This is a genomic window from Terrimicrobium sacchariphilum, from assembly GCF_001613545.1.
Taxonomy (GTDB): Bacteria; Verrucomicrobiota; Verrucomicrobiia; order Chthoniobacterales; family Terrimicrobiaceae; genus Terrimicrobium; species Terrimicrobium sacchariphilum.
This window is the reverse complement of sequence record NZ_BDCO01000002.1, coordinates 534125-559300: the sequence shown is the minus strand read 5'-3', so window position 1 is coordinate 559300 and position 25176 is coordinate 534125. Positions and strand designations below refer to the sequence as shown.

Annotated in this window: 22 protein-coding genes; 9 read left to right on the top strand and 13 right to left on the bottom strand. The window is 62.5% G+C overall.

Annotated features, from left to right (window positions below; translation table 11 throughout):
• The first annotated feature begins 5 nt into the window (after window positions 1-5).
• Entirely contained in the window at window positions 6-2663 is a 2658-nt protein-coding gene (locus TSACC_RS03275; protein ID WP_075077962.1) for an ATP-dependent DNA ligase, read from the top strand.
• 6 nt (window positions 2664-2669) lie between these two features.
• Here TSACC_RS03275 and TSACC_RS03270 read toward each other — a convergent pair whose 3' ends face one another.
• A complete protein-coding gene (locus tag TSACC_RS03270) occupies window positions 2670-3200 on the bottom strand; it encodes a hypothetical protein (RefSeq protein WP_075077961.1) in 531 nt (176 codons plus the stop codon).
• A 142-nt stretch (window positions 3201-3342) separates the two neighbouring features.
• Between TSACC_RS03270 and TSACC_RS03265 the strand changes: the two genes are divergently transcribed.
• Genes TSACC_RS03265 through TSACC_RS03255 form a run of 3 tightly spaced genes read left to right on the top strand, consistent with a single transcriptional unit; the run spans window position 3343 to window position 5871 of the window.
• Window positions 3343-4263 (top strand): D-alanyl-D-alanine carboxypeptidase family protein, encoded by a 921-nt coding sequence (locus tag TSACC_RS03265; RefSeq protein ID WP_075077960.1) that lies wholly within the window; start codon window positions 3343-3345, stop codon window positions 4261-4263.
• 5 nt (window positions 4264-4268) lie between these two features.
• Entirely contained in the window at window positions 4269-5345 is a 1077-nt protein-coding gene (locus TSACC_RS03260; RefSeq protein WP_075077959.1) for a 6-phosphofructokinase, read from the top strand.
• Between the two features lie 4 nt (window positions 5346-5349).
• Window positions 5350-5871: an adenine phosphoribosyltransferase gene (locus TSACC_RS03255; protein WP_075077958.1), complete on the top strand. Its 522-nt coding sequence runs from the start codon at window positions 5350-5352 to the stop codon at window positions 5869-5871.
• Between the two features lie 80 nt (window positions 5872-5951).
• On the opposite strand, the gene TSACC_RS03250 is transcribed toward TSACC_RS03255, so the two are convergent.
• The 3 genes from TSACC_RS03250 to TSACC_RS03240 all read right to left on the bottom strand — a co-directional run bounded on the left by TSACC_RS03250 (window position 5952) and on the right by TSACC_RS03240 (window position 9247).
• The gene (locus tag TSACC_RS03250; RefSeq protein WP_075077957.1) at window positions 5952-7490 is read right to left on the bottom strand and encodes a Na/Pi symporter; all 1539 of its coding nucleotides are present in this window, start codon (window positions 7488-7490) and stop codon (window positions 5952-5954) included.
• A 63-nt stretch (window positions 7491-7553) separates the two neighbouring features.
• A complete protein-coding gene (gene rfaD, locus TSACC_RS03245; RefSeq protein ID WP_084400150.1) occupies window positions 7554-8609 on the bottom strand; it encodes an ADP-glyceromanno-heptose 6-epimerase in 1056 nt (351 codons plus the stop codon).
• Entirely contained in the window at window positions 8606-9247 is a 642-nt protein-coding gene (locus TSACC_RS03240; RefSeq protein WP_075077956.1) for a tetratricopeptide repeat protein, read from the bottom strand. The genes rfaD and TSACC_RS03240 overlap by 4 nt, the downstream gene beginning before the upstream one ends.
• Before the next feature lie 92 nt (window positions 9248-9339).
• On the opposite strand from TSACC_RS03240, the gene TSACC_RS03235 reads away from it, so the two are divergent.
• The 3 genes from TSACC_RS03235 to TSACC_RS03225 are packed head-to-tail and all read left to right on the top strand — an operon-like array spanning window position 9340 to window position 12993.
• A complete protein-coding gene (locus TSACC_RS03235; RefSeq protein ID WP_075077955.1) occupies window positions 9340-10920 on the top strand; it encodes a glycoside hydrolase family 57 protein in 1581 nt (526 codons plus the stop codon).
• Complete coding sequence (locus TSACC_RS03230; protein WP_075077954.1) at window positions 10917-12431, top strand: flagellar hook assembly protein FlgD; 1515 nt, start codon at window positions 10917-10919, stop codon at window positions 12429-12431. Before TSACC_RS03235 ends, TSACC_RS03230 begins: the two co-directional genes overlap by 4 nt.
• Window positions 12432-12462: 31 nt before the next feature.
• The gene (locus TSACC_RS03225) at window positions 12463-12993 is read left to right on the top strand and encodes a hypothetical protein (protein ID WP_075077953.1); all 531 of its coding nucleotides are present in this window, start codon (window positions 12463-12465) and stop codon (window positions 12991-12993) included.
• Between the two features lie 8 nt (window positions 12994-13001).
• On the opposite strand, the gene ftsY is transcribed toward TSACC_RS03225, so the two are convergent.
• The 6 genes from ftsY to TSACC_RS03195 form a co-directional block, all read right to left on the bottom strand.
• Complete coding sequence (gene ftsY, locus TSACC_RS03220; RefSeq protein ID WP_075077952.1) at window positions 13002-13850, bottom strand: signal recognition particle-docking protein FtsY; 849 nt, start codon at window positions 13848-13850, stop codon at window positions 13002-13004.
• Window positions 13850-14269, bottom strand: a complete 420-nt coding sequence (gene nusB, locus TSACC_RS03215; RefSeq protein ID WP_075077951.1) for a transcription antitermination factor NusB — start codon at window positions 14267-14269, stop codon at window positions 13850-13852. The genes ftsY and nusB overlap by 1 nt, the downstream gene beginning before the upstream one ends.
• 12 nt (window positions 14270-14281) lie before the next feature.
• Window positions 14282-14764 (bottom strand): 6,7-dimethyl-8-ribityllumazine synthase, encoded by a 483-nt coding sequence (gene ribH, locus TSACC_RS03210; protein ID WP_075077950.1) that lies wholly within the window; start codon window positions 14762-14764, stop codon window positions 14282-14284.
• 54 nt (window positions 14765-14818) lie between these two features.
• The gene (locus TSACC_RS03205) at window positions 14819-16021 is read right to left on the bottom strand and encodes a bifunctional 3,4-dihydroxy-2-butanone-4-phosphate synthase/GTP cyclohydrolase II (protein ID WP_075077949.1); all 1203 of its coding nucleotides are present in this window, start codon (window positions 16019-16021) and stop codon (window positions 14819-14821) included.
• Between the two features lie 129 nt (window positions 16022-16150).
• Window positions 16151-19402 (bottom strand): ribonucleoside-diphosphate reductase subunit alpha, encoded by a 3252-nt coding sequence (locus tag TSACC_RS03200; protein ID WP_075077948.1) that lies wholly within the window; start codon window positions 19400-19402, stop codon window positions 16151-16153.
• Between the two features lie 56 nt (window positions 19403-19458).
• Window positions 19459-20547, bottom strand: coding sequence for a ribonucleotide-diphosphate reductase subunit beta (locus TSACC_RS03195; RefSeq protein ID WP_075077947.1), 1089 nt, complete (start codon window positions 20545-20547; stop codon window positions 19459-19461).
• A gap of 326 nt (window positions 20548-20873) precedes the next feature.
• Here TSACC_RS03195 and TSACC_RS03190 point away from each other — a divergent pair, with 326 nt between their 5' ends.
• Window positions 20874-21944, top strand: a complete 1071-nt coding sequence (locus TSACC_RS03190; protein WP_075077946.1) for a M42 family metallopeptidase — start codon at window positions 20874-20876, stop codon at window positions 21942-21944.
• Window positions 21945-22049: 105 nt separating this feature from the next.
• On the top strand, window positions 22050-22316 hold the full coding sequence (locus tag TSACC_RS03185) for a hypothetical protein (RefSeq protein WP_153811224.1): 267 nt from the start codon (window positions 22050-22052) through the stop codon (window positions 22314-22316).
• Window positions 22317-22360: 44 nt separating this feature from the next.
• Here the strand turns inward: TSACC_RS03185 and TSACC_RS03180 are convergent, their stop codons facing one another.
• Genes TSACC_RS03180 through TSACC_RS03170 form a run of 3 tightly spaced genes read right to left on the bottom strand, consistent with a single transcriptional unit; the run spans window position 22361 to window position 25160 of the window.
• On the bottom strand, window positions 22361-23062 hold the full coding sequence (locus TSACC_RS03180; protein ID WP_101927815.1) for a L,D-transpeptidase family protein: 702 nt from the start codon (window positions 23060-23062) through the stop codon (window positions 22361-22363).
• A complete protein-coding gene (locus TSACC_RS03175) occupies window positions 23059-24030 on the bottom strand; it encodes an NAD-dependent epimerase/dehydratase family protein (RefSeq protein WP_075077944.1) in 972 nt (323 codons plus the stop codon). The genes TSACC_RS03180 and TSACC_RS03175 overlap by 4 nt, the downstream gene beginning before the upstream one ends.
• Window positions 24027-25160 carry a GNAT family N-acetyltransferase gene (locus TSACC_RS03170; protein ID WP_075077943.1) on the bottom strand — a complete coding sequence of 378 codons (1134 nt, stop codon included), beginning with the start codon at window positions 25158-25160 and terminating at the stop codon, window positions 24027-24029. The genes TSACC_RS03175 and TSACC_RS03170 overlap by 4 nt, the downstream gene beginning before the upstream one ends.
• Window positions 25161-25176 lie beyond the last annotated feature (16 nt).

The following is a 25176-nucleotide window of genomic DNA, read 5'->3' as shown; positions in this document are numbered from 1 at the left end:
TATCCATGGTCGCCATCGAATATCGCAAAGGGCTGCATCTGCCTGATGCCGATCTGTGGCTCGATCCCTGGATTCCCTGCGATCGCGCCTTTGTTTCCCACGCTCACAGCGACCATACCGGCCGGCACCGTCACCTCATCTGCACCGCCCCCACCGCCCGCCTGATGCAGGCCCGCATGGGCGGCGACATCGGGCAACTGGATATCCTGCCCTTCGGCGAACGTCGCGCCTTCGGCTCCTGGGCGGGAACGCTCTTCCCCGCCGGTCACGTACTCGGCTCGGCCCAGCTTCTCTACGAGGATGGCCAGGGCTCCCTGCTCTACACGGGAGATTTCAAGCTCCGCAAGGGCCTTTCCTCGGAGGTCTTCCAAGCCCCGCGGGCCGATACCCTCGTGATGGAGACCACCTACGGCCTCCCGCATTACGTCTTTCCGCCCGCCGAGGCAGTCATCGCCGACGTGCTGAAGTTCTGCACCGAAACGCTCGAGGATGGCGAGACGCCCGTCCTGCTGGGTTACGCCCTCGGCAAGGCCCAGGAGATCCTCTCCGTCCTGCACAGCGCCGGGCTGCCCATCATGCTGCACGGCTCAGTCTATACCGTCGCGCAGGTTTACGAGGAGTTTGGCGTCACCTTTCCTGCCTACGAAAAGTATGACCCGGAGAAACTCTCCGGCCATGTCCTGATCTGCCCGCCGAGCGCGAATGGCTCGCGCCTGCTCACGCGCATCAAGAAACGCCGCGTGGCTGTGCTCACGGGCTGGGCTCTCGATCCCGCCGCACGCTACCGCCTCCAGGTCGATGCAGCCTTTCCGCTTTCCGACCACGCGGGGTACGACGACCTGGTGCAGCTCGTGGAAACCGTCCAGCCCCGCCGCGTGCTCACGCTGCATGGCTTTGCACAGGAGTTTGCCCGCGACCTCCGCGCCCGTGGCATCGATGCCTGGGCGCTCACCGGGGCGAACCAGCTGGAGTTCTCCATCGTGGAATCCCGGCGGAGCAAGACTCCCGAGGCCGTCCCCTTGCGCGACCGCCCGGCGCATGGCTTCGAGCGCTTTTGCTCCGTCTGCGAAAGAATCCGCCAGTCCACGGGCAAGCTCCGCAAGGTACGCTTCCTCGCCACCTACCTCCGCGCCCTGCCTGCGGAGGAACTCCCCCACGCCGCGACGTGGCTGACCGGGCGAGCCTTCCCGCCGCATGAGGAAAAGGCGATCAACGTCGGCTGGTCGATCATTCACCGGGCTCTCGGCGCCGCCAGCCGGCTCTCCATGGCGGAGCTGCGCACCATCTCGCGCCGCCACAATGATGCCGGGCTCACCGCCACCGAGGCCCTGGCCCATCACCCCGGCGAGGGAAATCTCGCCATAGGCGAAATCCACAGCCTGCTCGTCGACCTGCGCGCCGCCCGCGGACCGATCGCCAAGACAGAAATCCTCACCGAGGCCTTTCGGCGCATGCCGCCCATCATGGGAGGCTATCTGGTGCGCATCCTCACCGGCGACCTCCGCATCGGGCTCAAGGAAGGGCTGGTTGAGGAAGCGGTCGCCACGGCCTTTGAGGTCGATGCCACCGATGTGCGCGAGGCCGCCATGCTGCTCGGCGACATCGGCCGCGCCGCCACCCTCGCCAGCGAGAAACGGCTCGAGCAGGCGGAGCTGACGATCTTCCAGCCCATCAAATGCATGCTCGCCAGCCCCGAGCCGGATGCCGTCGCCATCTGGGACCGCCTCGGCGGCAGCGGACGCGTCTGGCTGGAGGACAAGCTCGATGGCATCCGCGCGCAGATCCACGTCACCCCCGAGCGTGTCGAGATTTACACCCGCGACCTCAAGCGCATCACCGACACCTTTCCCGAGGTCGCCACAGCCGCCGCCCGACTACGCCGCGAGGCTGTCTTCGACGGTGAGATCCTCGCCTGGGAAAACGGCACGCCACTCAGTTTCTTCGAACTCCAGAAGCGCCTCGGCCGCCGCGAGGCCGATCTCTTCCTCGGCGGCGAGATTCCCGTCGCCTACATGATCTTTGACCTGCTTCAGCTCGACGGTCGGTCGCTTTTGAAAAAACCGCTCACCGAGCGGCGCAGCCTGCTCCAGCGCCTCCCGCTCACCGATGGCATCCTGGCCGCGGAGGTGCATACCGCACGCTCCGCCGACGAGATCGAGGAGACCTTCCGCGCCGCCCGCGCCCGAGGCAATGAAGGCCTCATGGCCAAGGACCCCACGAGCATTTACTCACCCGGCCGGCGCGGCCTCTCCTGGCTGAAGCTCAAAAAGGAATTTGCCACCCTCGACGTCATCGTCGTCGCCGTCGAGTACGGCCACGGGCGGCGCAGCAATGTCCTGAGCGACTACACCTTTGCCGTGCGTGACGAGGCGTCCGGCCGTCTCCTGCCCATCGGCAAGGCCTACTCCGGCCTTACCGATACCGAGATCGAGGAGCTCACCGAGGTCTTTCTCACCCAGATGGTTTCCCGTACCGGCAACCGCCTGGAGGTCGATCCCCGCATCGTCATCGAGGTCGCTTTCGATGCCATCCAGCCGAGCGACCGCCACGCCAGCGGCCTCGCCCTGCGGTTTCCCCGCATCAAGCGCCTTCGCCCCGACAAGACCGTGGCAGATATCGACACCCTCGCCGCCGCCCGACGCCTGGCCGGGTTGCCCGCGTAACGCCGCTCAGGCCTCGGGAAGGTAATCCCGCATCTCGTACAGCTGCGGATCGCGGGAGGGCAGCCCCCGGCGGATACGGGCGAGCGTTTTTTCCACTCCCATCGCTCCCTCCTCGCCCTCGGCAAAATCCTCCAGGTTGTCCCCATACTCCTGCTCGAGCTTCTCGGGGTCCTCACCGCGCTCCAGTCGCATGATCATTTCCCGCATGCCCTCGGGCACTTTCTGCCCGGTCGCCTCGGCCATTTGCCGCATCATGCGCCCGAGCTGGCGCGGATCGGGATTGTCGGGATTGAGCGTCGACATCTCGCGCTCCATCCGGGCCAGCACCTGCTCCATCCCGGCATCCATCATCTCGGGGCCGGGTTCGGTCGACTGTTCCTTCGCCCTTCCCGTCACGGCAAACTGGGAGACCATCCGCTCCATGCGCGCACCGGGATTATCCGGGCAGCGCGGGATGGCGTCCCGCAGGCTCAGGCTGCGGGCCAGAAAGCTGTATATGCGATTCGTATCCGGAGAGTAGAATTCATATATGGGCATGTTCCGTGACTTTTACCAAATGGTAGGAAATTCCGTGAGATTATCAACGGCGGAGGGCCAGGAAGCTGTTTCCCACCCGGTCCAAGGAGAAATGGCATTGAACTCTTGAGGTTGGACGATAGGCTGCTCGGGATATTTGCTTATGAAGATTCTGCGCCTCGCTCCGCTGTGCGCCTTGCTGCTTTCCGTCGGCTCGCTGTTCGCCGCGCAGAGCTATATCATTGTCGACAACCAGACCGGCCGCATCCTGGCTGGGGATAACCGTGACGAAAAACGTCAGGTCGCCAGCCTCACCAAGGTGGCCACCGGAATGCTCGTGCTCGACTGGGCGCAGTTGAACAAGGCCGACCTCACCCAGATGGCCACCGTCTCGGCCCGTGCACTTTCCTCCGGCGGAGTCAACCCGGTGGGCCTCCAGGAGGGCGACCAGCTTAGCCTGCGCGACCTCCTTTACTGCGCCCTCATGGCCTCCGACAACGTCGCCGCCACCGTGCTGGCCGAGCATGTCGGCTCCCGCCTCCCCAATACCCAGGGCCTGCTGCCGATCGACAACTTTGTCTCTCACATGAACGCCCTCGCCCGCACGCTGGGGATGAACCACACCCGCTTCCTCAACCCGAGCGGGCTGGATAGCAACAGCGAGTCGCTCCCCTTCTCGACCGCGGCCGACATCGCCCGCCTCACCCGCTATGCCTACAGCGAGGCCGACTTTCCCTTCTATGTTTCGCAGGAGAGCCGGGTCGTCCACGTCTTCCGCGCCGGTGTCGATAATCCCTTTGAACTCCGCAACACCAACGAGCTCCTCGGCCAGGAGAATATCGACGGTGTGAAAACCGGTCGTACCTCCAAGGCCGGCGAATGCCTCATCCTCTCCTCCGAACGCCGCCCCGAGGTGCAGCGCGAAGGAAACACCGTTCAAGTTACCCCCCGCCGAATCATCGTCGTGCTTCTGGGCTCCACCAATCGCTTCGGAGAAGGATTGGCCCTGATCAAGCAAGGCTGGGCCGCCTACGACCAGTGGGCCGCGCAAGGCCGCAAGATCAAAAGCTCCCAGACACTTTAGACAATATGCCGAAAACAAGAATAGGTGTTCTGACCAGTGGCGGGGATTGCCCCGGTCTTAATGCAGTGATCCGAGGAGTCTGCCGGGCGGCGGACAAATTGGACTGGGAAGTAATTGGATTCCGTGACGGATACGAGGGGCTCCTCCCTCCCGGCGACTATTTCACGCTGGACCGTCGCAATACCTCGGGAATCATGCACCTCGGTGGCACGATCCTCGGAACGACCAACCGCGGCCACTTCGTCGCCAAGGTCGGCGCCGGTGACAAGGCCGCCATCCCGCAGGATATCATCGACCAGGCCAAGCAGACCTTTCACAACCTCGGCCTCACCGCCCTCGTGTGTATCGGCGGCGACGGCTCGCTCTCGACCGCTCTCCAGCTGTTTGAGAATGGCATCCCGGTCATCGGCGTCCCCAAGACGATCGACAACGACCTGGAGGCCACGGCCATGACCTTTGGCTTCGACTCCGCGGTGGCCTGCGTGGCCGACGCGCTCGACCGCCTGCACACCACGGCCACCAGTCACAAGCGCGTCATGGTCCTGGAAGTCATGGGCCGCAACGCGGGCTGGATCGCCCTTCACGGCGGCCTCGCCGGTGGTGCGGATGTCATCCTCATCCCCGAGATCCCCTTCTCCGTTGAGAAAGTGGCGGAGGAAGTCCTGCGTCGCGAAAAGGAAGGCGCCAAGAGCACGATGATCGTCGTGGCCGAAGGCGCGGCTCCGGATGGCAAGCCCCTCCGTCACGCCGTGGCCAGCGGGGAACACCGCCTCGGCGGCGTCGGCGACATCGTCGGCAAGGAAATCGCAGACCGCACCGACAAGGAAGTGCGCACCTGCATCCTGGGCCACCTCCAGCGCGGCGGCGCTCCCACCACCCTCGACCGCATCCTCGGCACCCGCTTCGGCGTGAAGGCCGTGCAGCTCATCGAGGAAAAGAAGTTTGGCACCATGGTGAGCTACCAGAATTACCTCACTCTCGACGTGCCGATCTCGCATGCCGTGCACAAGCTGCGCCGCGTGACCGAGGACAGCCAGCTCGTCTCGGCCGCTCGCGCCGTGGGCATTTCCTTCGGTGACTAGTCCCATGGCTGTTGACGAACTTCGCGCGGCCGTCCGCGACATTCAGGATTTCCCGCAACCGGGCATCGTCTTCAAGGACATCACTCCGATCCTTGCCGACGGCCGCCTCTTGCGCCTTGCCATCGACCGCTTCGTGGCCGACTGCGAGGGACAGGGAATCGAGAAGATCGCCGGCATCGATGCGCGGGGATTCCTCTTCGGCGCCACCGTCGCAGACCGGCTCGGCCTCGGCTTCGTCCCCATTCGCAAGAAGGGCAAGCTGCCTTGGAAGACCGCCAGTCTGTCCTACAAACTCGAGTACGCGGAAGCCGCCATCGAAGTTCATCTCGATGCCTTTCGCCCGGGCGAACGCGTCGCCCTCATCGACGATCTCCTGGCCACAGGAGGCACCGCCGCAGCCGCGGCAAAACTCGTCGAGCAGGCCGGCGGCAACGTCGTCCAAGCCCAGTTCCTCATCGAGCTGGGATTCCTGAAAGGCCGCGAAGTCCTTGCCCCTCACACGGTCAAGTCCCTCGTGGTTTTCTAGTACACACACTCCCGCACAATCACACAAAGCAGGAAGGCATCCACTCCGGTGGATGCCTTTTCTGTTTATCGGAGGAGGCTCTAGCCTCCGCTCGCATCCAGCCGGGCGAGAAGCTTCGCCAGCCGGTGCAGCGTCCAGACCGCGATGCGGAAATCCTCATGCGCCGCCGTCGCATCGAGCGTCTCCAGCGCCTCGGCATGCCCGTTGGAGACCTGGTTGAGAAACTCGCCCTTCCACTTCGTGCGCTCCTCCAGCTGCTCCAGCTTCGCGGCATCGTGCGCCGAGGATGCCTCCACGGAATCCTTCAGCAACTCGGCCAGCGTCTCGTCGAGCTTCCCCGCCGCTCCGGGCTTCAAACCTCGGCAAAAATGGCGCACCGCCTCCTCCGTATGCCGGATAAGGCTCAACTCGGCCCGCAGACCGTGCAGTAATCCCGCCTGTTTCTCGTTCAGCACCGACCGGGCGCTCAACTGAACGGCAAAGGTTTCAATCGCCTGCGAAAGCGCCTGAAATGCAGGGTCCGGGTTTTCCCCATCGCCATCGGTGATCGGCTTGACCGGGACATGGCTGAGCAGGCGGGTGAGCTCCTTGCGCATCAGGTCGAGCGCGGTCGCCGGATCATTCAGCGCCTGGGGCAGGATGTACATCGGGCGCGACGGATCATCGGCCGCCGATTTGTCGGGCCAGATCTTCTCCAGCATCCGGCGCCACACGCCCATGAAGGGAGTCATCACCGCGGCGGGTATCAGGTTGGAAAGCAGGAAGACCACCGCCAGCTGCACATCGATCGAGCGATGGAGCGATCGCACCAGAGCCCCCACGAGAGGCACCCCGCACTGCTCGATCAGAAAAAGTGCAAACATCAGCACCCCGCTAATCACGCAAAATAAATCCTCCAGCCGCACGAGGCGCAGCATGGGGCGGTTCAAGCCTGCCGACAAAAAGAGCCGCAGCCCAATGGCCCCGAGGTTCGTGCCGAAAATGAGCAGCATGGCGGGCTCCAGATCGATCAACCCGCTGGCCGCAAAGGTGATGACCAGCATCACTGCGCCGCTGTTTGACTGCAGGACGGCTGCGGCGATAATGCCCGCCACAAAAGCCATGACGGGATTGGACACCGCATGTTCCAAGGCTCCTCGAAAGACCTCCGCTTCCTTGAGCGGAGCAGCCCCCGCGCTCATTCGCTCCAGCCCGTACAGGATCAGACCCAGCCCGAGCAAAGCCCCCGCCACAGTCTGGGGAAGCCTCTTCCGCAGCATGCCCATGGCGATGCCCGCGGCTCCGACAACGAATCCGACGACCGCCGTGATATTCAGCGTCGCGACAAAGGCCAGAGCCGTCAGGCCGACATTGCACCAGATAATGATCAGCCCGGCCGCGCTCGCCGGGATCAGCCCGCTCCCGACCATGCTGACCAGGATGAATGTCACCGCTGTCGCGCTCTGCATGAGCGCACCAGCCGAGAGCCCGACCCCGACCCGTGCCAGGGGCGAGTGGACGGATGACCTCATGACATCCCGGAAGCTGGAGCTGCACAGCAGCCGGAGATTGTCCCCCACCAGCCGCAGGCCGAGAAAAAACAACCCCAGCCCCAGGATCAGCGAAGTGACGGGAGACATGCTTTCCTTCCTACCGCCGTTTCGCTCTACGCCGGATCATCACGATCGCGTCTCTGCCCCGCCTCAGCCCGCCGCCTCGTCGCCGAGACGCTTGCCGGGTTTCAGGTAATTCACCGCGTAATCCCGCACCGCATCCTCCAGTGTCGTCGTCGGCGCGGAGAACCCCGCCTCGCGCACCTTCGAAATATCGGCGCAGGTGTAGTATTGATACTGGTGACGGATGCTCTCGGGCATCTCGATAAACTCGATCTGCGGCGGGATGCCGAGCGCGGAAAAGAGCGAGTTGGCGAGGTCCACCCAGGTCCGGGCGACTCCCGCTCCCACGTTGAAAAGCCCACCGACTTCCTCATTTTCCGCGAGGTGCAGCGTCATGGCCACCGCATCCTTTACGTAAACGAAATCACGCATCTGGCAGCCATCGGCAAACTCCGGCTTGTAGCTCTTGAAGAGACGGATCTTGCCCGTCGCGACGATCTGCTCGTAGGCCTTGCACACGAGGCTGCGCATATCTCCCTTGTGGTATTCGTTGGGACCAAAGACGTTGAAGTACTTGATGCCGACGATCTCCGAGAGGAGCTCCTCGCGCTGCGCCCAGAGGTCAAAGAGATGCTTCGAGTAGCCGTAGAGATTGAGCGGGCGGTAAGCCCGGAGATTCTCCGTGCGATCATCCATCCCGGCGGCTCCGTCGCCATACGTGGCGGCGGACGAGGCGTAGACAAACCGCGTGCCCGAGGCCAGCGCCCAGCGGCACAGCGCCTTGGTGTAGCCAAAGTTGTTGTCCATCACGTAGGCGGAATCTGTCACCGTCGTCGATGAGCACGCGCCCAGGTGGAAGCAGGCGGAGAATTTGCCGAAGGAATCGGGGTCTTTCGTAATGCCCTCGAGGAAGCGGTCTGCCGGGACATAGTCCTCAAAGGCTAGCGGGGCGAGATTACGCCATTTTTCGTCTTCGCCGAGGAAATCCGTCACGACGATCTGCTCGATGCCACGTTGATTGAGCGCATGAACGATCGCGCTGCCGATGAACCCACCGGCACCGGTCACGAGCACGCGCGCCTTGGGGTGCAGGAGAGAAAGCTCCTTCTTCTTTTGTTTCTGAGACTTCAGGGTCGAGGTCATTTGGTCTGCCACCCGAGATCCTGGAAGGTCTCGGTGTAAATACTGGTCTTGTCGGGGAAGAGCTCCCTGGCTGCCGCGAGGTTCTCCGACGCTTTGCGGGAGTTCTTGTTGTTGATGGCGATCGCCGCCTGGGTGAAATACCATGCCGGCTCCTGTCCGGGGTATTTCATGCGGTTGGCCAGCTTTTCCGCCTCCGCCTTCTGGCCGGTCTGCAGGAGGCAGAGCGCCACCTTGAACTGGAGCAACTCGTTGTCCGGAGCGCCGCGCAGCATGCGTTCAAAGTGATCGAGCGCCTGCGGATACTGCTTCTGCAGGAAAAGCACCTCGCCCACGTTGAACTGAGCGGGGAAGAACGTGTAGTCGATGTCCAGCGCCTTGTCGAAGGCCGCCTTCGCATTCGCGTAGTCCTTCTTCTTGGTATAGACCGCTCCGAGCAGATTCTGGAGGAAGGCCGAGTCGGGCTGGGTCTTCTCGACCTGCTTGAGCTTTTCGAGCGCCTGGTCGTATTTCCCTGCCTGAAACTCCGAGATGGCGGTATCGACAAGTTGCTGTGGCGAGGGCTCTTCGGCGAACGCGGAGCCAAGGACCAAGACGCAGGCCAGTGCCGCGATGCATGCGATGGGTGGGAGATTTTTCAAGGCAGCGCAAAGTTGAACTCAACGAAGGCCGCCCGGCAACAGCAAATCACTCTTGTCCCCGGCTTCTCGCACAGATAGCTTCCCGCGCTGGAATGAATCCGGGATCCCTCGCGCTTCTCCTACATGCGCACCTGCCGTTTGTGAGACATCCCGAACACGAGGAGTTTCATGAAGAGGACTGGCTTTTCGAGGCTGTCGTCGAGACGTATGTCCCTCTCCTGAAGATTTTTAGGAAGCTCGTGGTCGACAAGGTCCCTTTCCGGATCACCCTGACCATGACGCCAACATTGTGCGCAATGTTGCGGGACCCACTACTCCAGGACCGGACGGAACGCTACATCGCCCGGGGCGTGGAGCTGTCGCGCATGGAGATCGAGCGCACCTCGGCGGAGGGGCGGCTCAATGAGCTGGCGAGGTTTTATCATGCGAGGTTCCTCGAGGTGCAGAGCTTTTACCTGCACGACATCGGGCGCGACATCGTGGCCGCCTTTGCCGAGCTGCAACGCGATGGGGTGATCGAGATCATCACCTGCGCGGCCACCCATGGGTTCCTCCCCCTCATGGAGAGCTACCCGGAGGCCATGAGGGCGCAGATATTCATCGGGCGCGATTACCACCGGGAGTGCTTCGGCGTGGACCCCGTGGGCATCTGGCTGCCCGAGTGCGGATATATCCCCGGCATCGACCGCGTCCTCAAGGAGGCCAACATCCGGTGGTTCGTCGTCGACGCCCACGGCCTCATGTATGGCGAACCCCGCCCGCGCTTTGCCATTTTCTCGCCCTACTACACCGTGGCGGGACCTGCCGTGTTTGCCCGCGACCGGGAATCCAGCCGCCAGGTCTGGAGCGCCCGGGAGGGTTACCCCGGCGACCCTGCCTATCGGGACTTTTACCGCGACATCGGCAAGGAACTCTCCGAGGAGTATCTGCACCGGGTCTACCCCGAGGTCGGCCACCGGCGGTTCACCGGCATCAAGTACCACCGCATCACCGGCAGCGAACACAAGGACCTCTACCGGCGCGACTGGGCCATGGGCGCGGCGGATTCCCATGCCGGGCACTTCGTCCAGAGCCGGGTCGACCAGATGAACCAGCTCCGGTCCGTCCTCCCGGTCGATCCCATCATCCTGAGCCCCTTCGACGCCGAGCTCTTCGGCCACTGGTGGTACGAGGGGCCGGAGTTCCTCGACCTCGTCCTGCGCAAGGCGGTTTACGACCAGCAGGCTTTTACCCTCACCACGCCGAGCCTGTATCTCGCCAATCACCCGACTCTCCAGATCGTCGCCCCTTCGCCCTCCAGCTGGGGCAACAAGGGGTACTGGGAGGTCTGGCTCGATCAGGTAAACTCCTGGATCTACCCGCACCTCCACGCCGCCGCCCGTCGCATGACGGAGAGCGCCCGCAAGTACGCCAGGACCAAGTCCGCAGTGCGCGAGCGCATCCTCGCCCAGATGGCTCGGGAACTCCTCCTCGCGCAATCCAGCGATTGGGCGTTTCTGATGAAAACCGGAACCGCCCGGGAGTACGCCGAGAAACGAACCAAGGATCACATCATGCGATTCATCCGGCTTTACGAGGCCCTCGGCCAAAAAACTCCTGATCAATCCCTGCTGGCGGCCTGCGAATCCCGGGATAATATTTTCCCCAATATCAATTGGCGCTACTACGCTTGAAGCATCTCCTTCTCCCGGCCCTCGTCGCCCTCGGCCTCGCCGCCGCGCAAGCCGACGATCAGAAATTCACCTTCGCCCTGCCCGAGCATGAGGGGTTGATCAGCCTTGGCGTCTTTGACGCAAAGGGGAATCTCGTCCGCCAGCTCGCCTCCGAGGCAAAGGAGCAGGACTTCACCATCGGCCTCAACGGCCTCATCACCTCCTGGGACGGCCGGGACGACGCCGGAAAGCCCCAGCCTGCCGGGAAATACTTCATCCGGGGCTACGTCATCACCGAAAAGGTGAAATCGGAGGGCATCGCCTACCATTTCAATGACTGGGTGACAGAGGATGCCTCGCCGCGCATCGCCCGCATCAGCGACTTTGCTGTCACTCCCGATACCTTCGCCCTCCTCGGCAACCTGGCCGACGGCCAGCCCTTCGCCGCCCGGTACGCCCGCGAGGGCGACCTCCTGTGGAAAACCCTCCTCGATCCCTCGGCCGAGGGACCGGAGAGCATCTTCCAGCCCGAGCGCATCCTGCGCCCGTCGGGCATCTTTGCCCCCTCTCGCATCGCGGCCAGCGCCTCGACCGTCGTCGTTGCCCGCGAGGGAGCCTTGAGCGCATTTCCGCTCCCAGGCGAGTCAAAGACCATTACCGCCGCCCCAGCCGCCCTCGCCATCGAGGATACCGCCCTGCTCTCCATCGAGGGCAAATCCCTCGTTCGCCGTTCCCTGCCCACCCTCGAGCCCGTCGCCACCAGCGAGGCCCCCGAGGAGTTCCAATCCCTCGCCTCCGGCCCGAAGCACCAGCTCCTCGGCGGCACGTCGAAGCAGCTCGGCGTGTGGAAACTGGAGAACGACCGCTGGCAGAAGCTCGACGTCCCCTTCCGCGTCACCAGCGTGTCGTTCGGCAAGGACAGCACCATCTGGCTGACCGGGCAGGAGATTGACTCCGGCCGGGAGGCTGCCGGTCAGTTCGCCCCCGACGGGACGTTCCTCAGAAAATACTACGATGGCTTCTCCGTACGGCGTATCCACGCCTCCGACGAGAACGACGAGATCACCATCCTCGAGGCCGACGACACCGGCGTCACCCGGTTCCGCGTACTCCGACAGGAGAAGAAAACGGAAAACAGCGAAGTCGCGTGGAAAATCCTCCTCGAGAAATCCATCACGCCCTGCGCGAGGTTTGGCATCGTCGATGGCCGCCTCGTTCCCGACGCCGGGAGCACCCCGCAGCAGGATACCGTGGAGATGCGCGTCTCACCCGCGGGCCTTTCCCCCGTGGGTCGCCGGGTCAACGTGAAAGCCTCCAGCTACAACGGCGCCGTCTGGCTCGAGATCAACAACCTGCGCACCCTCCGGGTGGGCGATTTCTCCGCCCCCAACCCACGCCTCGTCGCGCGAAAGGTCGCAGACTCCAGCCAAGTCCAGCTTTTCGCCGGGGATGGCTCGGTGGTCGCCGAGTTTCTCGTCAGCGGATCGGATCAAATTGAGCCTTTTGATGCCGGGGAAATTGATCTTCCCTGAAAGAAGATGCAGATTTGCGCCGCTTAACACCATGACCAGCCTCCGTCGATTCCTTTTCCTGTGCCTCGCCGCCGCCTTTCTGGCCTGCGGATCGGCGCACGCCGTCGAGGAGATCAAGGTGCCATTCAACTTCACCTGGGGCGAATCCTCCCAGCGTCTGGAGGACAGCATGAAGCGCGTCCAGGCCTCGGTGGTCGAGCGCAAGCAGGTGCAGAACCGTCTCTGCCTCGTCGTCGAGGGCATCCCGCAAAAGCTCCTCCAGCGCGCGCTGTTTTATTTCGACAACGACTCGCTCAACGAGATCGAGCTCCACTATGGCGACCCAAACTGGGATTCGACACAATACGGCAACTTCTTCGACCAGACCCGTCGCAACATCGAGGGCAAGTACGGCATCGGCCGCGTCATCGCCCGCCAGAAGACCCGCGAGTCCGACGTGCTCCAGACCCTCATCGGCTACCAGTGGACGCAAAACGCCACCTCGCTCTCGCTCTACTACTACACGGCCGAGCGCGACGCGAACAGCTACCGCCTCCTCAGCCTCCACTACCGGGGCTACTGACGGCAGGCCTAAAGAATCGTATTAACGAACGTATCGCGGTCAAAGGCCGCAAAATCCTCGGGCTTCTCCCCGGTGCCAATAAATCGCGTCGGGATGCCGAGTTCGTGCTGGATCGCGACGGCCGCGCCACCTTTTCCGCTACCATCGAGCTTGGTCAGGATGATGCCGGTCAGGCCGACGGCTTCATGAAACTCCTTCGCCTGCACGATGGCGTTTGATCCCGTGGTGGCATCGACGACGAGCAGGCACTCGCGAGGTGCGGTGGGATCATGTTTCCCGATGGTGCGCTTCACCTTGGAGAGCTCCTGCATGAGGTTGCTCTTGGTGTGCAGTCGACCGGCGGTATCGCAGATGAGATAGGGAATCTTGCGGCGATGGGCGCTATTCCAGGCGTCGAAGCAGAGCGCGGCCGAGTCGCCGCCGTACTGGCCCTTGAGCACCTCGATGTCGAGCCGCTTGCCCCAGGCCTCGAGTTGCTCGATGGCCGCCGCTCGAAAGGTATCCGCCGCGACGAGGAGACAACCGAAACCGCCAGAGGTGAACCAGCGCGCGAGCTTGGCCGACGACGTGGTTTTCCCCGTGCCGTTGACCCCCACCACCAGCACCACGCTCGGGCGATCAGGGAGAGGCATCGGCGGAGGACCGGCCGGAGGCAGCACCTTGAGGATTTCCTCGCGGCACACCTCCGCTGCCGTCTGGGCATTCACGTCGAGACCACGCTTGCGCACCGCCTCGAGGATGTGCGTCGTCATGGATACGCCGAGGTCTGCGCGCAGGAGCGCTTCTTCCAGGGCATCCCAGTCCGCCGGCCCGGCGCTATACTGGGCGACAAACTTCTGAAGGAACTTCAGCGGCATCAGTTCGCGGCTGTACGAGCGGGACGAGCGAGGCTGGAGCGCACCTGGTCGAGCACGCCATTCACAAAGCGGCCCGACTCCTCGGTGCTGTATTTTTTCGCGATCTCGATGCCTTCGTTGATGGAGACCACGGGCGGCGTATCCGGGCAGTGCAGCATCTCGTAGATGGCCACGCGGAGGATGTTGCGATCGACGGCGGAGATGCGGTTGAGCTCGTAGTTCTGCGCGCTCTTGCGGATGGTCTCGTCGATGCCCTCCTGCTCTTTCATCGTGCCAGCCACGAGCTCACCGGTGAATCGGCGCGCCGCCGGGCTCAGCCCGCGAAATTTGTAAAAGCTCTCAAGGTCGCACTCCCCGTTGACTTCGCGGAGATAGAGATATTGCACAGCCGCTTCGCGGCCTTCACGTCGGACACCCATGGGAATGAAAAATTAAAGTTTGGAGACGATTTCGCGAACCGTGCGGGCCGAGGAGACGGCGGCGCGCGCGGCTTCGATGCCGCGATTGAGTTCGAGTTCCAGGCAACGCTGGCGCGCCTGGTCTTCGTTCTGGAGGAGGAGCACCTCGTTGATCACGGGCACCGAATATTCGAGGGAAATTCTCTGGAGGGAGTCCGTCACCGCTCGACCGATCAGGTCGGCATGAGCCGTGGCGCCCTGAAGCACCACCCCCAGGGCGAGGATGGCGTTGTACTTCTTCTTTTCCGCCACCAGCTTTGCCAGCAGGGGAATCTCAAAGGCCCCTGGCGCCCACACCAGTGTGGCGGTGCAGCCGGGCTCGAGCTCGTTGAGCTCCTGATGCGCGTGGGTCACCAGCCCCTGCACGTACTCCTGGTTGTACTGGCTGGCGACCAGGGCAAAGGAAAACGTGGCTTTTCCCACCATGCGGGGGCGAATCGGTTGGGCGGATGACATGTGTAGCTAAATGGTTTGTGAAATGTGCGGCGGCCTCAAGCGGATTATCTCCGGTTACAGGAGATGGCCCAGCTTGATCTTCTTCGTCGCCAGGTACTTTTCATTGTGCGGGTTGGCCACGGATCGAATCGGCACCTGCTGGACGATCTCGAGGCCGTACCCATCCAACCCCACGACCTTGCGGGGGTTGTTGGTGAGGAGGCGGATTTTTTTCACCCCGAGGTCGACGAGGATCTGGGCGCCGAGGCCGTAATCGCGTAAATCGGCCGGGAAGCCGAGCTTCTCATTGGCCTCGACCGTGTCGAGTCCCTGCTCCTGGAGCTTGTAGGCGTGGATCTTCGGCCCGAGGCCAATGCCACGGCCTTCCTGGCGCATGTAAACGAGCACGCCGGACCCCGCGTCCTCGATCTGCTGCAAGGCCGTATGCAGTTGCGTCCCGCAGTCGCACCGCCGGGAGCCAAAAACATCCCCCGTCAGGCACTCACTGTGCACCCGCACGAGCGTCGGCTCGTCGGCGGCAATCTGCCCCTTGACCAGGGCGAGGTGATGACCGTTGTCCACCTTGGACCGATAGAGATAGAGATCAAAATCGCCGAAGTCCGTCGGCATGAAAATCGTCTGCTCCCGCTCGACCAGCTTCTCCTGCTTGCGGCGGTAGGCGATCAGATCCTCGATGGAGCAGATCAGCAGTTTGTGCTCTTCCTTGAACTTCAGCAGGTCCGGCAACCGCGCCATGCTGCCGTCTTCGTTCATGATCTCGCAAATGACCCCAGAGGGATCGAGTCCCGCCAGGCGGGCGAGGTCGACCGCCGCCTCCGTGTGGCCGGCACGTTGAAGCACCCCACCCGGGCGAGCTTGCAGCGGGAAGATATGGCCGGGCTGCACCAGATCATTAGGCACGCTTTCGTCACTCGCCAGCAGGCGGGCGGTGCGGGCGCGATCCTGGGCACTGATGCCGGTCGTCACGCCCTTGGCGGCATCGACCGAGACGGTGAAATCCGTCTTATACAGCTCGCGATTGTGAGCGACCATGCGCTGGAGGCCGAGCTTCTTGGCCCGCTCCTCGGTGATCGGGGCGCAGACCAGCCCCCGGGCGAAGCGCACCATGAAATTGATCGCTTCCGGCGTCGCATGCGACGCGGCGATGACGAGGTCGCCCTCGTTTTCCCGATCGGCATCGTCGGTCACGATGACCATTCCGCCCTTCTGGATTTCGGCGATGGCGTCGGGGATGGAGTCAAAAGTCACTTTGCTCATGGAAGACTCTCTATTCTGTACCCTAATGGCGAAACTCGAAAGCTCGAATATCCAAAAGGCATGCGGGGCGAAGGATCGAGTGATCCCTTCGCCCCGCTGGCTGCCTAACCAAATTGTTTATATTTTCCGTTACTGGCAGGCCTCGCAGATCTCGCCATTTCGCATGGCTTCGATCGAGCAGACCATTTTTTCCTCGGCGGTGTATTCCTTGCGGCCTGCCACTCCGGTCACGTCCTTCTTCACCTGCAACGTCGCTTTCTCGATATTGGATGCCTGGAGTGTACGCAAGTAATACGTGGTTTTCAATCCCACATGCCACGCCCGGCGGTACATGTGGCTCAGGGTCTTCATGTCCGGCGCGGCCAGGAACAGGTTCACCGACTGGGACTGGTCGATCCACTTCTGGCGACGAGCCGCCGCGTCGATGATGTAGTTGAAGCCCACCGAAAAGACCGTGAGGTGCTTCTGCTTGAGATGCTCGGGGATACCGGCAATGTCCTTCAGCTCACCGTCGAAGTACTTGAGCTGATCGACCATGTCGTCACTCCACAACCCTTCGCGCTTGAGGTCAAGAACGAGCTCGCGGTTCAGCACCGAGAAGTCGCCCGAGAGATTCGATTTTGCGTATAGGTTCTTATAGTTCGGCTCGATGCACGGCGTGGTGCCGGTGATGTTCGAGATCGTCGCCGTCGGGGCGATGGCGATGACATTCGAGTTGCGCATGCCCTGCTTGGCGATTTTCTCGCGGACGGGCTTCCAGTCGAGGCGACCGCCGCGCGGCACGTCGATCTTCACCCCGCGCTCCTGCTCGAGGAGTTCGATGGTATCCTGCGGCAACAGGCCGCGATCCCACTTCGATCCGCGATAGCTGGAGTACGTGCCACGCTCGGCGGCGAGATCGCTCGACGCGCTGTAGGCGTAGTAGGCGATGGCCTCCATGAACTCGTCGTTGAACTCGACGGCTTCATTGCTGGCAAAGCTGACGTTGCGCTTGAAGAGCGCGTTCTGCAAACCCATCACACCCAGGCCGATCGGGCGGTGGCGCATGTTGGAGCGCTTCGCGGCCTCGGTCGGGTAAAAGTTGATGTCGATCACGTTGTCGAGGGCACGCACGGCGACCGTGATGGTCTCGCGAAGCATCTCGAGGTCGAGGTCGCCATTGTCCTTGATGTGCGTGTCGAGAATGACGGAGCCGAGGTTGCAGACAGCTGTCTCCTCTTCGCTCGTATTGAGCGTGATCTCGGTGCAGAGATTCGACGAGTGGATGACGCCGACATGATCCTGCGGCGAGCGCACGTTGCACGGGTCCTTGAAGGTGATCCAGGGGTGCCCGGTCTCAAAGAGCGCCTTGAGCATTTCCTTCCAGAGATCGATCGCCGGGACTTCGCGTCCGAAGATTTTGCCTTCCTTCGCCAGCTGTTCGTAGTGGGCGTAACGCTCCTCGAACTTCTGGCCGTAGCACTCGTGGAGATCCGGCGCCTCGTTCGCGCGGAAGAGCGTCCAGTTCTCACGGGACTCCATGCGCTTCATGAACAGGTCGGGCACCCAGTTGGCCGTATTCAGGTCATGCGTACGGCGGCGCTCGTCACCCGTGTTGATGCGGAGCTGGAGGAAGTCATGGATGTCGTTGTGCCAGGATTCCAGGTACGCGCAGCCGGAGCCACGGCGCTTGCCGCCTTGGTTCACCGCCACGAGCTGGTCGTTGTGCAGCTTGAGGAACGGGATCACACCCTGGCTCTCGCCGTTCGTGCCCTTGATGTAGCCGCCCGTGCCACGCACCGACGTCCAGGAACCACCCAGGCCGCCCGCCCACTTGGAGAGGAAGGCATTCTCGGCGATGCCGCGGATCATGATGCTCTCGATGTTGTCATCGACCTTGTACAGGTAGCAGCTGGAGAGCTGGCTATGCGGCGTGCCGGAGTTGAAAAGCGTCGGCGTGCTCGAGCAGAAACGACGGGACTTGTACAGGTTGTACAAACGCACCACCCAATCCTCGCGGTCCTTCTCCTCCTGGATGAAGAGCCCCATCGCCACGCGCATCCAGAAGAACTGCGGCGTCTCAAGACGACGGGCCGGCTTGCGCGTTTTGTCGACGATCAGATAACGGTCGTACAGGGTCTGGATGCCGAGATACTCAAAGTCGAGGTCGGCGGACGGGTCGAGCGCGTCGGCCAGCTTGTCGAGGTTGTACTGAAGAAGCTTCGGGCTCAGGCGCTCAATGGTCACGCCATGGCGCAGGTAGCTCTTGAAGGCCTTGCGATGAGCTTCCTTCAGCCCCTCCATGCCATCGCGGGTGATGCTCCAGTCGAGCACTTCCTCGTAGATGTAGGAGAGCAGGATGCGCCCGGCGAATTTCGTAAAGTCGGCGTCTTTCTCGATGAGCGACTTGGCGTTGAGGATGATCGTGCTGCGCAGACCCTCCTCCGTGATCTCGGTGCCAATGGAGCGGCGGAGTTCGCGCTCGATGCGAGCCTCGTCGTAGTCGAGGGTGAGCCCGATCATGGCAAACTGGATGCGGCGCTTGAGTTCGCTGCCGTCCCAGAACACATTCTGGCCGTCCTTCTTTTTGACGACGATGAGGGACTCCTGCTGGGCCTCGTCATTCGGGGCCTGGACCTCGTCCTCGCGCAGCTTGCTGCGATGGGCACGGTAAAGGATGTAGCTCTCGGCCACCTTGTAGTAGCCCTGGCGCATCAGCTCCTCCTGGACCATATCCTGTACATCCTCGATATGGATGAATGCCTGATCACCGCGGCGGATGCGATTGGTGATGCCACGGGCCACCTTGGACGCAGCCTCGGCATCTTCCTTGGCGGAGAGGAACGCCTTGCGGCAGGCGATCTCGATCTTGGCCTCATTCCACGGAACGACCGCGCCATTGCGGCGGATCAGACGCACCGAAATCGGCTCTGCATCCTCATCGCTCTGCCGATCGGAGGGCCGGGAGGCCGAGCGCTTGAAGACGAGACTCTTGGCCACATCGTGAGCATCGTTCTCGATGAGCGCCTTCTCGATGAGAAGGGAAAGATCGTACTCGGAAAGGCGAAGGGCGTGCCCCTCGCGGATGTGATCGAGCAGACGAGTCGAGACCGAATGCGCCACATTGGCCACGAACGCGCGGTTCTGCTCGTTGAAAATATCCTTCTCCTCGCGGGAAATAAGCAGGTCCGTGAGAGCGGAGCCGATCTCGTCGGCGACGTCGGCGAGGTTGAAGAGCTTTTCCTCTCCCGAGTGACGGGTCACCGTGATCTCCGGCAGGGCGTCGCTAAAGAGCGAGTCGCCGAGCACGGTACGCCAGGCGTAGCCGGGCTTTTGGTCGGTGGGTGTGGAGGCGAGACGTTTAAGAATGAGGTCTTCTTCGAGCGAGATGTGGCGGATCATGGCGCGTGATGAGCGAGCGGTTTCGTTCGGTGGTGGTGTTGTGGGGAGACGGCGGCTTACAACTCGTCGTCGGAAACGGGCGCAAGGGCGGATTTCTTCTGGTATTCCGTCACCTTGCCTTCGAAGAAGTTAGTCTCCTTCTTGAGATCCATCAACTCGGCCAGCCACGGGAGCGGGTTGTTGATTGGACCGTTGAGGGGCTGCAATCCGACGCCTTCCAGGCGGCGGTCGCCGATGTAGTCGATGTACGTGAGGAACTCCTCCTTCGTCAGACCCACCGCCTGCACGGGCAGGCAATCGGCGATAAACTGTTTCTCCAGGCGCACAGCCTCGGCCATGGTCGCGCGGAGGTCGTTGCGGAAGGCTTCCGTCCATACGTCCGGATTCTCGTCCACCAGCTCCATGAAGAGCTTGCGCAGGAGCTCGATGTGGTTGGACTCGTCGCGCATCGTGTAGCGGAACATCTGGCCGATGCCCGGGAACTTGTTCTGGCGGTAGAGCGCCAGGATCATGCCAAAGAGGCCGTAGAACTGGGTTCCCTCCATGCACTGCCCGAAGAGGAACATGTTCTTGGCCAGCGCCTGCTTGTTCTCCGTGACGGTCAGGTCGACATCGCGGCGGAGCTTGCGACTGTTGTTGACGACAAAATCGGTCTTCTCCTTGATCGTGTCGATATCCTCAAACATCGACTCGCATTCGTGCGGGTTGATGCCGAGCGAACTGATCATGTACACGAGGGAATCCGCGTGGATGTTCTCCTCGTGGGCGTGACGACCCAGCACGAGCTTCAACTCGGGAGCCGTCACCAGTTCGCGGATAACGTGGAGAATGTTGTCACCGACGATGCCCTCGGCGGCCGAAAAGTAGCCGATGCCCATCTTGATGATCCACCGCTCGATGTCGGCGATGCCGGTATCGTCGCGCCACTGCTCGCAGTCCTTCTGCATCTGGATATCTTCCGGCTCCCAGTGGTTGGCCTTCATCGTCTTGTACAGATCGTAGGCCCACTGGTAGCGCAGCGGCAGGATGTTGAAGAACATCGTGTCGCGGCCATTGATCACGCGCTTGGCTGCGTAGGCGGCTTCCGCCTTATCGCGGTCGAGGACAAATTGACGGTCTCCAAGGGTAATCGTGGTCGTAGGCATTCGGTGGTGCAGTAAGGTGATTGTGGTCCGGGGTCGGGGAAGCGCCGGATACGTCATTTCCCAGCGATAGACCCTGACATCCAGCGGTAACGCGCACCATGCCTTTTGCCTTTTTGCGCGTCAATAAAAAATCCCCTATATGGGGGAGGCAAAATAAAGACACCACAATATGTTGTGGTTTGGCGAAATTTTCCCAACCCCCTTCTCTTCACAAGAAATTCACATTTTCACGGAGGATTTTAAGGCTTTGAGAAAAGGCTATTTACGCCATTTTCGGCTCTTCTTCGGGCTTCCGTGGAACACTCAAATGTGAAAAATTCATTGCCATGCGCCACGAATCTCTCGCCTTTTTAAAAGAGCTGCTGACCACCCCCTCCCCTTCAGGTTTCGAAACCAAAGGCCAGCGAGTGTGGGCTGACTACGTAGGCAAGTTTGCCAAAAAGGTGCACAGCGACCCTTACGGCAACGTCTACGCAGGCCTCAATGACTCGGGGAACCCGAAAATCGTGCTCGCAGGGCATTCCGACGAACTCGGTCTCATGGTTTCGTACATCGGCGAGGAGGGGTTCATTTACTTCAAGGGTATCGGCGGAGTCGATCGGGCCATGCTGCGCGGGCGCCCGGTCCTCATTCACGGCCCCAATGGGTCCATACCTGGGGTGACGGGTCATCTCGCGATCCACATGCAGGAGCCGGAGGATCGCAAGAAGGTGCCGGAGTTTCACGAGGTCTTCATCGACATCGGGGCCAGCAGCAAGGCCGAGGCCGAGGAACTCGTCCGCGTGGGCAACCCGATCACCATGGACCATGGCGTCGTCCAGCTCTTCGGCGAGCGCATCGCCGCCCGGGGCTGCGACAACCGCATCGGCACCTGGACCGCCGCCGAGGCCCTGCGCCTGCTAGCCGAGGACGAGGGCAAACTCAACGCCAACGTCATCGCCCTCTCGACCATCCAGGAGGAAAATGGCCTCTACGGCGCGACAATGGCCGGCTACCGCATCCGACCCGACCTGGCCATCGTCATCGACGTGACTCACGCCACCGACATCCCGATCTGCTCCAAGGCGAAGCACGGCGACATCAGGCTCGGCAAGGGTCCCGTCATCAGCATCGGCAGCTCCAACCACCCTGTCCTCGTGGAGCGCATGATCGCCGTCGCCAGGAAGGAAAGCATCCCCGTGCAGTACGAGGCAAACCCTCGCTATACCGGCACGGATGCCGATGCCTTCTTCCTCCAGCGGGGCGGCATCCCGTCGATCTCACTCGGCCTGCCCAACCGCTACATGCACTCCCCCGTGGAGGTCATCGACCTGGAGGATCTGGAGGCCATGGCCCAGCTCGTCGCGAGCTTCTGCGCCGATGTGCAGGCGGGAGAGACGTTCTCGGTGAAAATATAAAATCGAAGGGGTTCCCGGGACGCGGTGCATTCCCTCTCCGAGGAGAAATCCCCAGCGCCGCGGTTCCGGCTTGAGGCCGGGCGACATTTCACCTCACCTCAAGGCATGAAACTCCTCCCGACGCTCGCCGCCGTCCTCGCCGCCGTTTCACTGACCTCCTGCTCCGTCCCACCCCGCCCGATCGTCAAAGGCAAAGCCACCAGCGGAACCGTGTGGCACTTCAGCCTGGCGAGCGGACAAAGCAATAACGGCTTTGGCATTCCCGTGGGAGCCGATGTCGAGGTCTACGATCAGGTCGTCGTCATTCGCACGGACGACGGGATCACCCGCGTCGCACCCCTCTCTCACGTGAGCGAGCTCACGCTGAAGTAGACTTTTCCGATGACCCACCCCGGCAATCCCGCCGGGAAAAACGCTCAACGCCGATCAAGCTCGCCCATGCGTTCCCGGAGGCGGGCGTAAAGGTCGTTCACCCACGGGCGGTCGTCCATGACAGTGAGTCTTTCGTCGGGGAGGATGAGGAGTTCCGCATGGTCGAGGCCCGTCCTTGCGACGAGGAGGAAGATTTCCTCAACGGCCGGATCGCCGACGGCGAGGCAGCCGATGGAGACCGCACCGCCATGAATCATGATGTCGCTGCCGAGTTCGGCGGGAGTAATCCCTTCTCCCGCGCCGCGCCGGATGTCCTCGGGATTGGGGTAATTGACGCGGAGGGAGAGATGGAAGCTGCTGTTGGGGTTGAGAAGCTCAAAGCGATAAAACCCCTCCGGCACCTGCCGGTCGCCCTCGCGGAGCTTTGGACCCGGTCCGCCGCTGGCGGCGAGGACGGGCCATGAGTGGACGAGGCGATACCTTCCCTCCTGAGCCACAAGGAGGTCGATGCGCCGTTCCTTTTTATTCGCGATGAAAATCAGCCGCTCGGGCGGATAGGCCACGCCAGCCCTTTTGCAAAAGGCCCGCACGCGAGGCCCCGCCGTCGGCTCGATGGCCTGGAGGGCGTCAGCCAGGGTACGCGGCTTGGGCGGGAGGACGGCGGCGGATCGTTGCTGGCGCAGGAGCCACCACGTTCCAAACGCGAGAGCCCCAAGGAACGCAGCGACAACCAGCAGCCTTTTCACAGTTGGCCGGTACGCCGGTAAAAATCCGCCGTCTCCCGCATCGTCTCGACCAGTCCGCGCTTCGCCGACCAGCCCGACCATCGGGCAAAGCGACCGCCATCGACCACCCAGCGGGGCGGCCAGATCTCCCGCGCGCGATCCCGCGTGAGGCTCGGAGTCTGTGCTCGCAAGGCAGGCACCGCGTCGACCACGGCGGAGAGCAGGCGGACTGCGGGCTGCGGAACAGGCAATGTCAGCCCGACCTTGCCCGGCAGCACGGCGGAGGCGATCAACTGCCAGTCCGTGATCGGCTCGGGAGCAGCCACATACAGGCTGCGATCCGGCAGCGAACCCGCCGCCAGCGCGAGAAAGATGGCCTCCACCAGATCCTGCACGGCGATGAAGCTGTAGCTCTTCGTGTGCCACGCGGGTTTCAGGCGCACCAGCCCCTCGCCCATCTTGAAAAGCGGGAGCGTCGCCTGGTCGCGCGGGCCGAGAATCATCGGCGGACGCAGGATGATGATCGGACGATGCGGGAATCTCTCCCGGATCGCCCGCTCCATCGCGAGCTTGGACTCGCCATACCACGTGATCGGAGAATCGGCATCGTCCTCGCCGCGTGCAGCGCGGCCTGCCGGCGTCGGTCCCCCCGCGGATTGCGAGGACAGAACGACGATCCGACACGTTTCTGGCAACGCCTCGATGACGCGCAGCTTCCAGTCGACATTGGTCTCAAAATATTCCTGCCGGTCGCGGGCAAAGAGCACTCCCGCCCCGAGAATCGCATGGTCGGGCATGGCCCCTCCCCACGTCGCAGGATCTGCCCCGAGAGCGACGACATTTTCCCCCGCGACTCCCTCGCCGCTCAACTGGCTCCGCAGCTTGGCCTCGGAGCGAACGGGGGCGAAAACCGTCCCGTAACCCGGGAGCGCGCGCAACAGGGCGTTGCGACCGACAAAGCCCGTCGCTCCTGTCAGCAGGAGGTTCATCCGAGGGACTTTTCAAAAATCCGCCACTTGCGATGCGGAATCCCCCCGAGCATGAGGGAGTTTTCGATGATCTCGGTATTGTTTTCCTCGATCCAGCCGAGCTCGGCATGCGTGTAGCGGGCCTTGGCGCAGGCAAACTGCTCACGCAGCAGCCACCCATGCAGGCCGGTCTTGTCGCGGAAGCGCGGTGAGATGCCGTAGACCACCTGGCGACCCGTGCGAATCGGCCGGGTCTTCAGAAGCCAGAGGAAATGGAGCGGGCGCAGCCAGCGTGGGGTCTTCTTGAGCTGGATGAGGACCTCGTTGATGTTTGGCAACGAAAGGCCGACTCCGGCATTCTCCCCATCATGCTCGGCGATGAGGATCATCTCCGGATCAGCGATGGCCCGGAGATCGTCGGCGGCAAAAAGCAGGTCATCCATCGAGATGGGGACAAAGCCCCAGTTGCGCTCTAGCGTGGAGTTGTAAACCTCCAGCACGATCTTGAGCTCCTCCTCGAGCTCCTTGAGCCGGATGGGGCGGAGCTTGAGGCGCGAGCGCCGGGTGAGGCGGTCGACAATCTTGCTGAGTCGCGCGGGCACCTCGAGCTTGGCCAGCGGAAGGTGAAACCCGAGCGATGCGCGCACGGAATCGTAGCCGGCATCTCTCACGAGAGCCTCGTAGTAGGCGGGATTCCACGTCAGGCCGATGAAGGGTGGCACGTCGAAGCCCTCGACCAGCAACCCGCACTCATCATTGATGCTCGGGTTGTACGGGCCGCGCACGGAGTCGCAGCCCCGCTCGCGCAGGACAGAATCGACTTTTCTAAAGAGCTCCGTCGCGGTGGAGAGATTATTCTCGCACTCGAAGAACCCAAAGAACCCCGTGCGGTCTTTGTAATACGCGTTGTGCGAACGATTGATGATCGCCGCAATGCGCCCGACCGGCTTGCCGTCGCGTCGCGCGATGAAAGGAATGATCTCGCCGTGGCGTTTGCAGAAGGCGGATTTTTCCGAAAGGTACTTGGCGATGCTGCCGGGAAAAGGCGGAACGAAAGCCGGGTTCTCCCCCTGGAGCAGTTCCGCGACATCTTCAAAAGCCTGCCGCTCCCTGCCCGTATGACATGGAACGATCTCTATGCTCCCCGACATGTACCTGACGAAAAGA

Excerpts from the sequence above, each read along its gene's own strand:
- TSACC_RS03270 (WP_075077961.1), bottom strand. The coding sequence starts at position 3,200 with ATGCCCATATATGAATTCTACTCTCCGGATACGAATCGCATATACAGC.
- TSACC_RS03195 (WP_075077947.1), bottom strand. The coding sequence starts at position 20,547 with ATGCCTACGACCACGATTACCCTTGGAGACCGTCAATTTGTCCTCGAC.
- TSACC_RS03255 (WP_075077958.1), top strand. The coding sequence starts at position 5,350 with ATGGCTGTTGACGAACTTCGCGCGGCCGTCCGCGACATTCAGGATTTC.
- TSACC_RS03265 (WP_075077960.1), top strand. The coding sequence starts at position 3,343 with ATGAAGATTCTGCGCCTCGCTCCGCTGTGCGCCTTGCTGCTTTCCGTC.
- TSACC_RS03235 (WP_075077955.1), top strand. The coding sequence starts at position 9,340 with ATGAATCCGGGATCCCTCGCGCTTCTCCTACATGCGCACCTGCCGTTT.
- TSACC_RS03185 (WP_153811224.1), top strand. The coding sequence starts at position 22,050 with ATGAAACTCCTCCCGACGCTCGCCGCCGTCCTCGCCGCCGTTTCACTG.
- TSACC_RS03275 (WP_075077962.1), top strand. The coding sequence starts at position 6 with ATGGTCGCCATCGAATATCGCAAAGGGCTGCATCTGCCTGATGCCGAT.
- TSACC_RS03205 (WP_075077949.1), bottom strand. The coding sequence starts at position 16,021 with ATGAGCAAAGTGACTTTTGACTCCATCCCCGACGCCATCGCCGAAATC.
- TSACC_RS03260 (WP_075077959.1), top strand. The coding sequence starts at position 4,269 with ATGCCGAAAACAAGAATAGGTGTTCTGACCAGTGGCGGGGATTGCCCC.
- TSACC_RS03250 (WP_075077957.1), bottom strand. The coding sequence starts at position 7,490 with ATGTCTCCCGTCACTTCGCTGATCCTGGGGCTGGGGTTGTTTTTTCTC.
- TSACC_RS03170 (WP_075077943.1), bottom strand. The coding sequence starts at position 25,160 with ATGTCGGGGAGCATAGAGATCGTTCCATGTCATACGGGCAGGGAGCGG.
- ribH (WP_075077950.1), bottom strand. The coding sequence starts at position 14,764 with ATGTCATCCGCCCAACCGATTCGCCCCCGCATGGTGGGAAAAGCCACG.
- TSACC_RS03190 (WP_075077946.1), top strand. The coding sequence starts at position 20,874 with ATGCGCCACGAATCTCTCGCCTTTTTAAAAGAGCTGCTGACCACCCCC.
- TSACC_RS03225 (WP_075077953.1), top strand. The coding sequence starts at position 12,463 with ATGACCAGCCTCCGTCGATTCCTTTTCCTGTGCCTCGCCGCCGCCTTT.
- rfaD (WP_084400150.1), bottom strand. The coding sequence starts at position 8,609 with ATGACCTCGACCCTGAAGTCTCAGAAACAAAAGAAGAAGGAGCTTTCT.
- TSACC_RS03175 (WP_075077944.1), bottom strand. The coding sequence starts at position 24,030 with ATGAACCTCCTGCTGACAGGAGCGACGGGCTTTGTCGGTCGCAACGCC.
- nusB (WP_075077951.1), bottom strand. The coding sequence starts at position 14,269 with ATGGGTGTCCGACGTGAAGGCCGCGAAGCGGCTGTGCAATATCTCTAT.
- ftsY (WP_075077952.1), bottom strand. The coding sequence starts at position 13,850 with ATGCCGCTGAAGTTCCTTCAGAAGTTTGTCGCCCAGTATAGCGCCGGG.
- TSACC_RS03200 (WP_075077948.1), bottom strand. The coding sequence starts at position 19,402 with ATGATCCGCCACATCTCGCTCGAAGAAGACCTCATTCTTAAACGTCTC.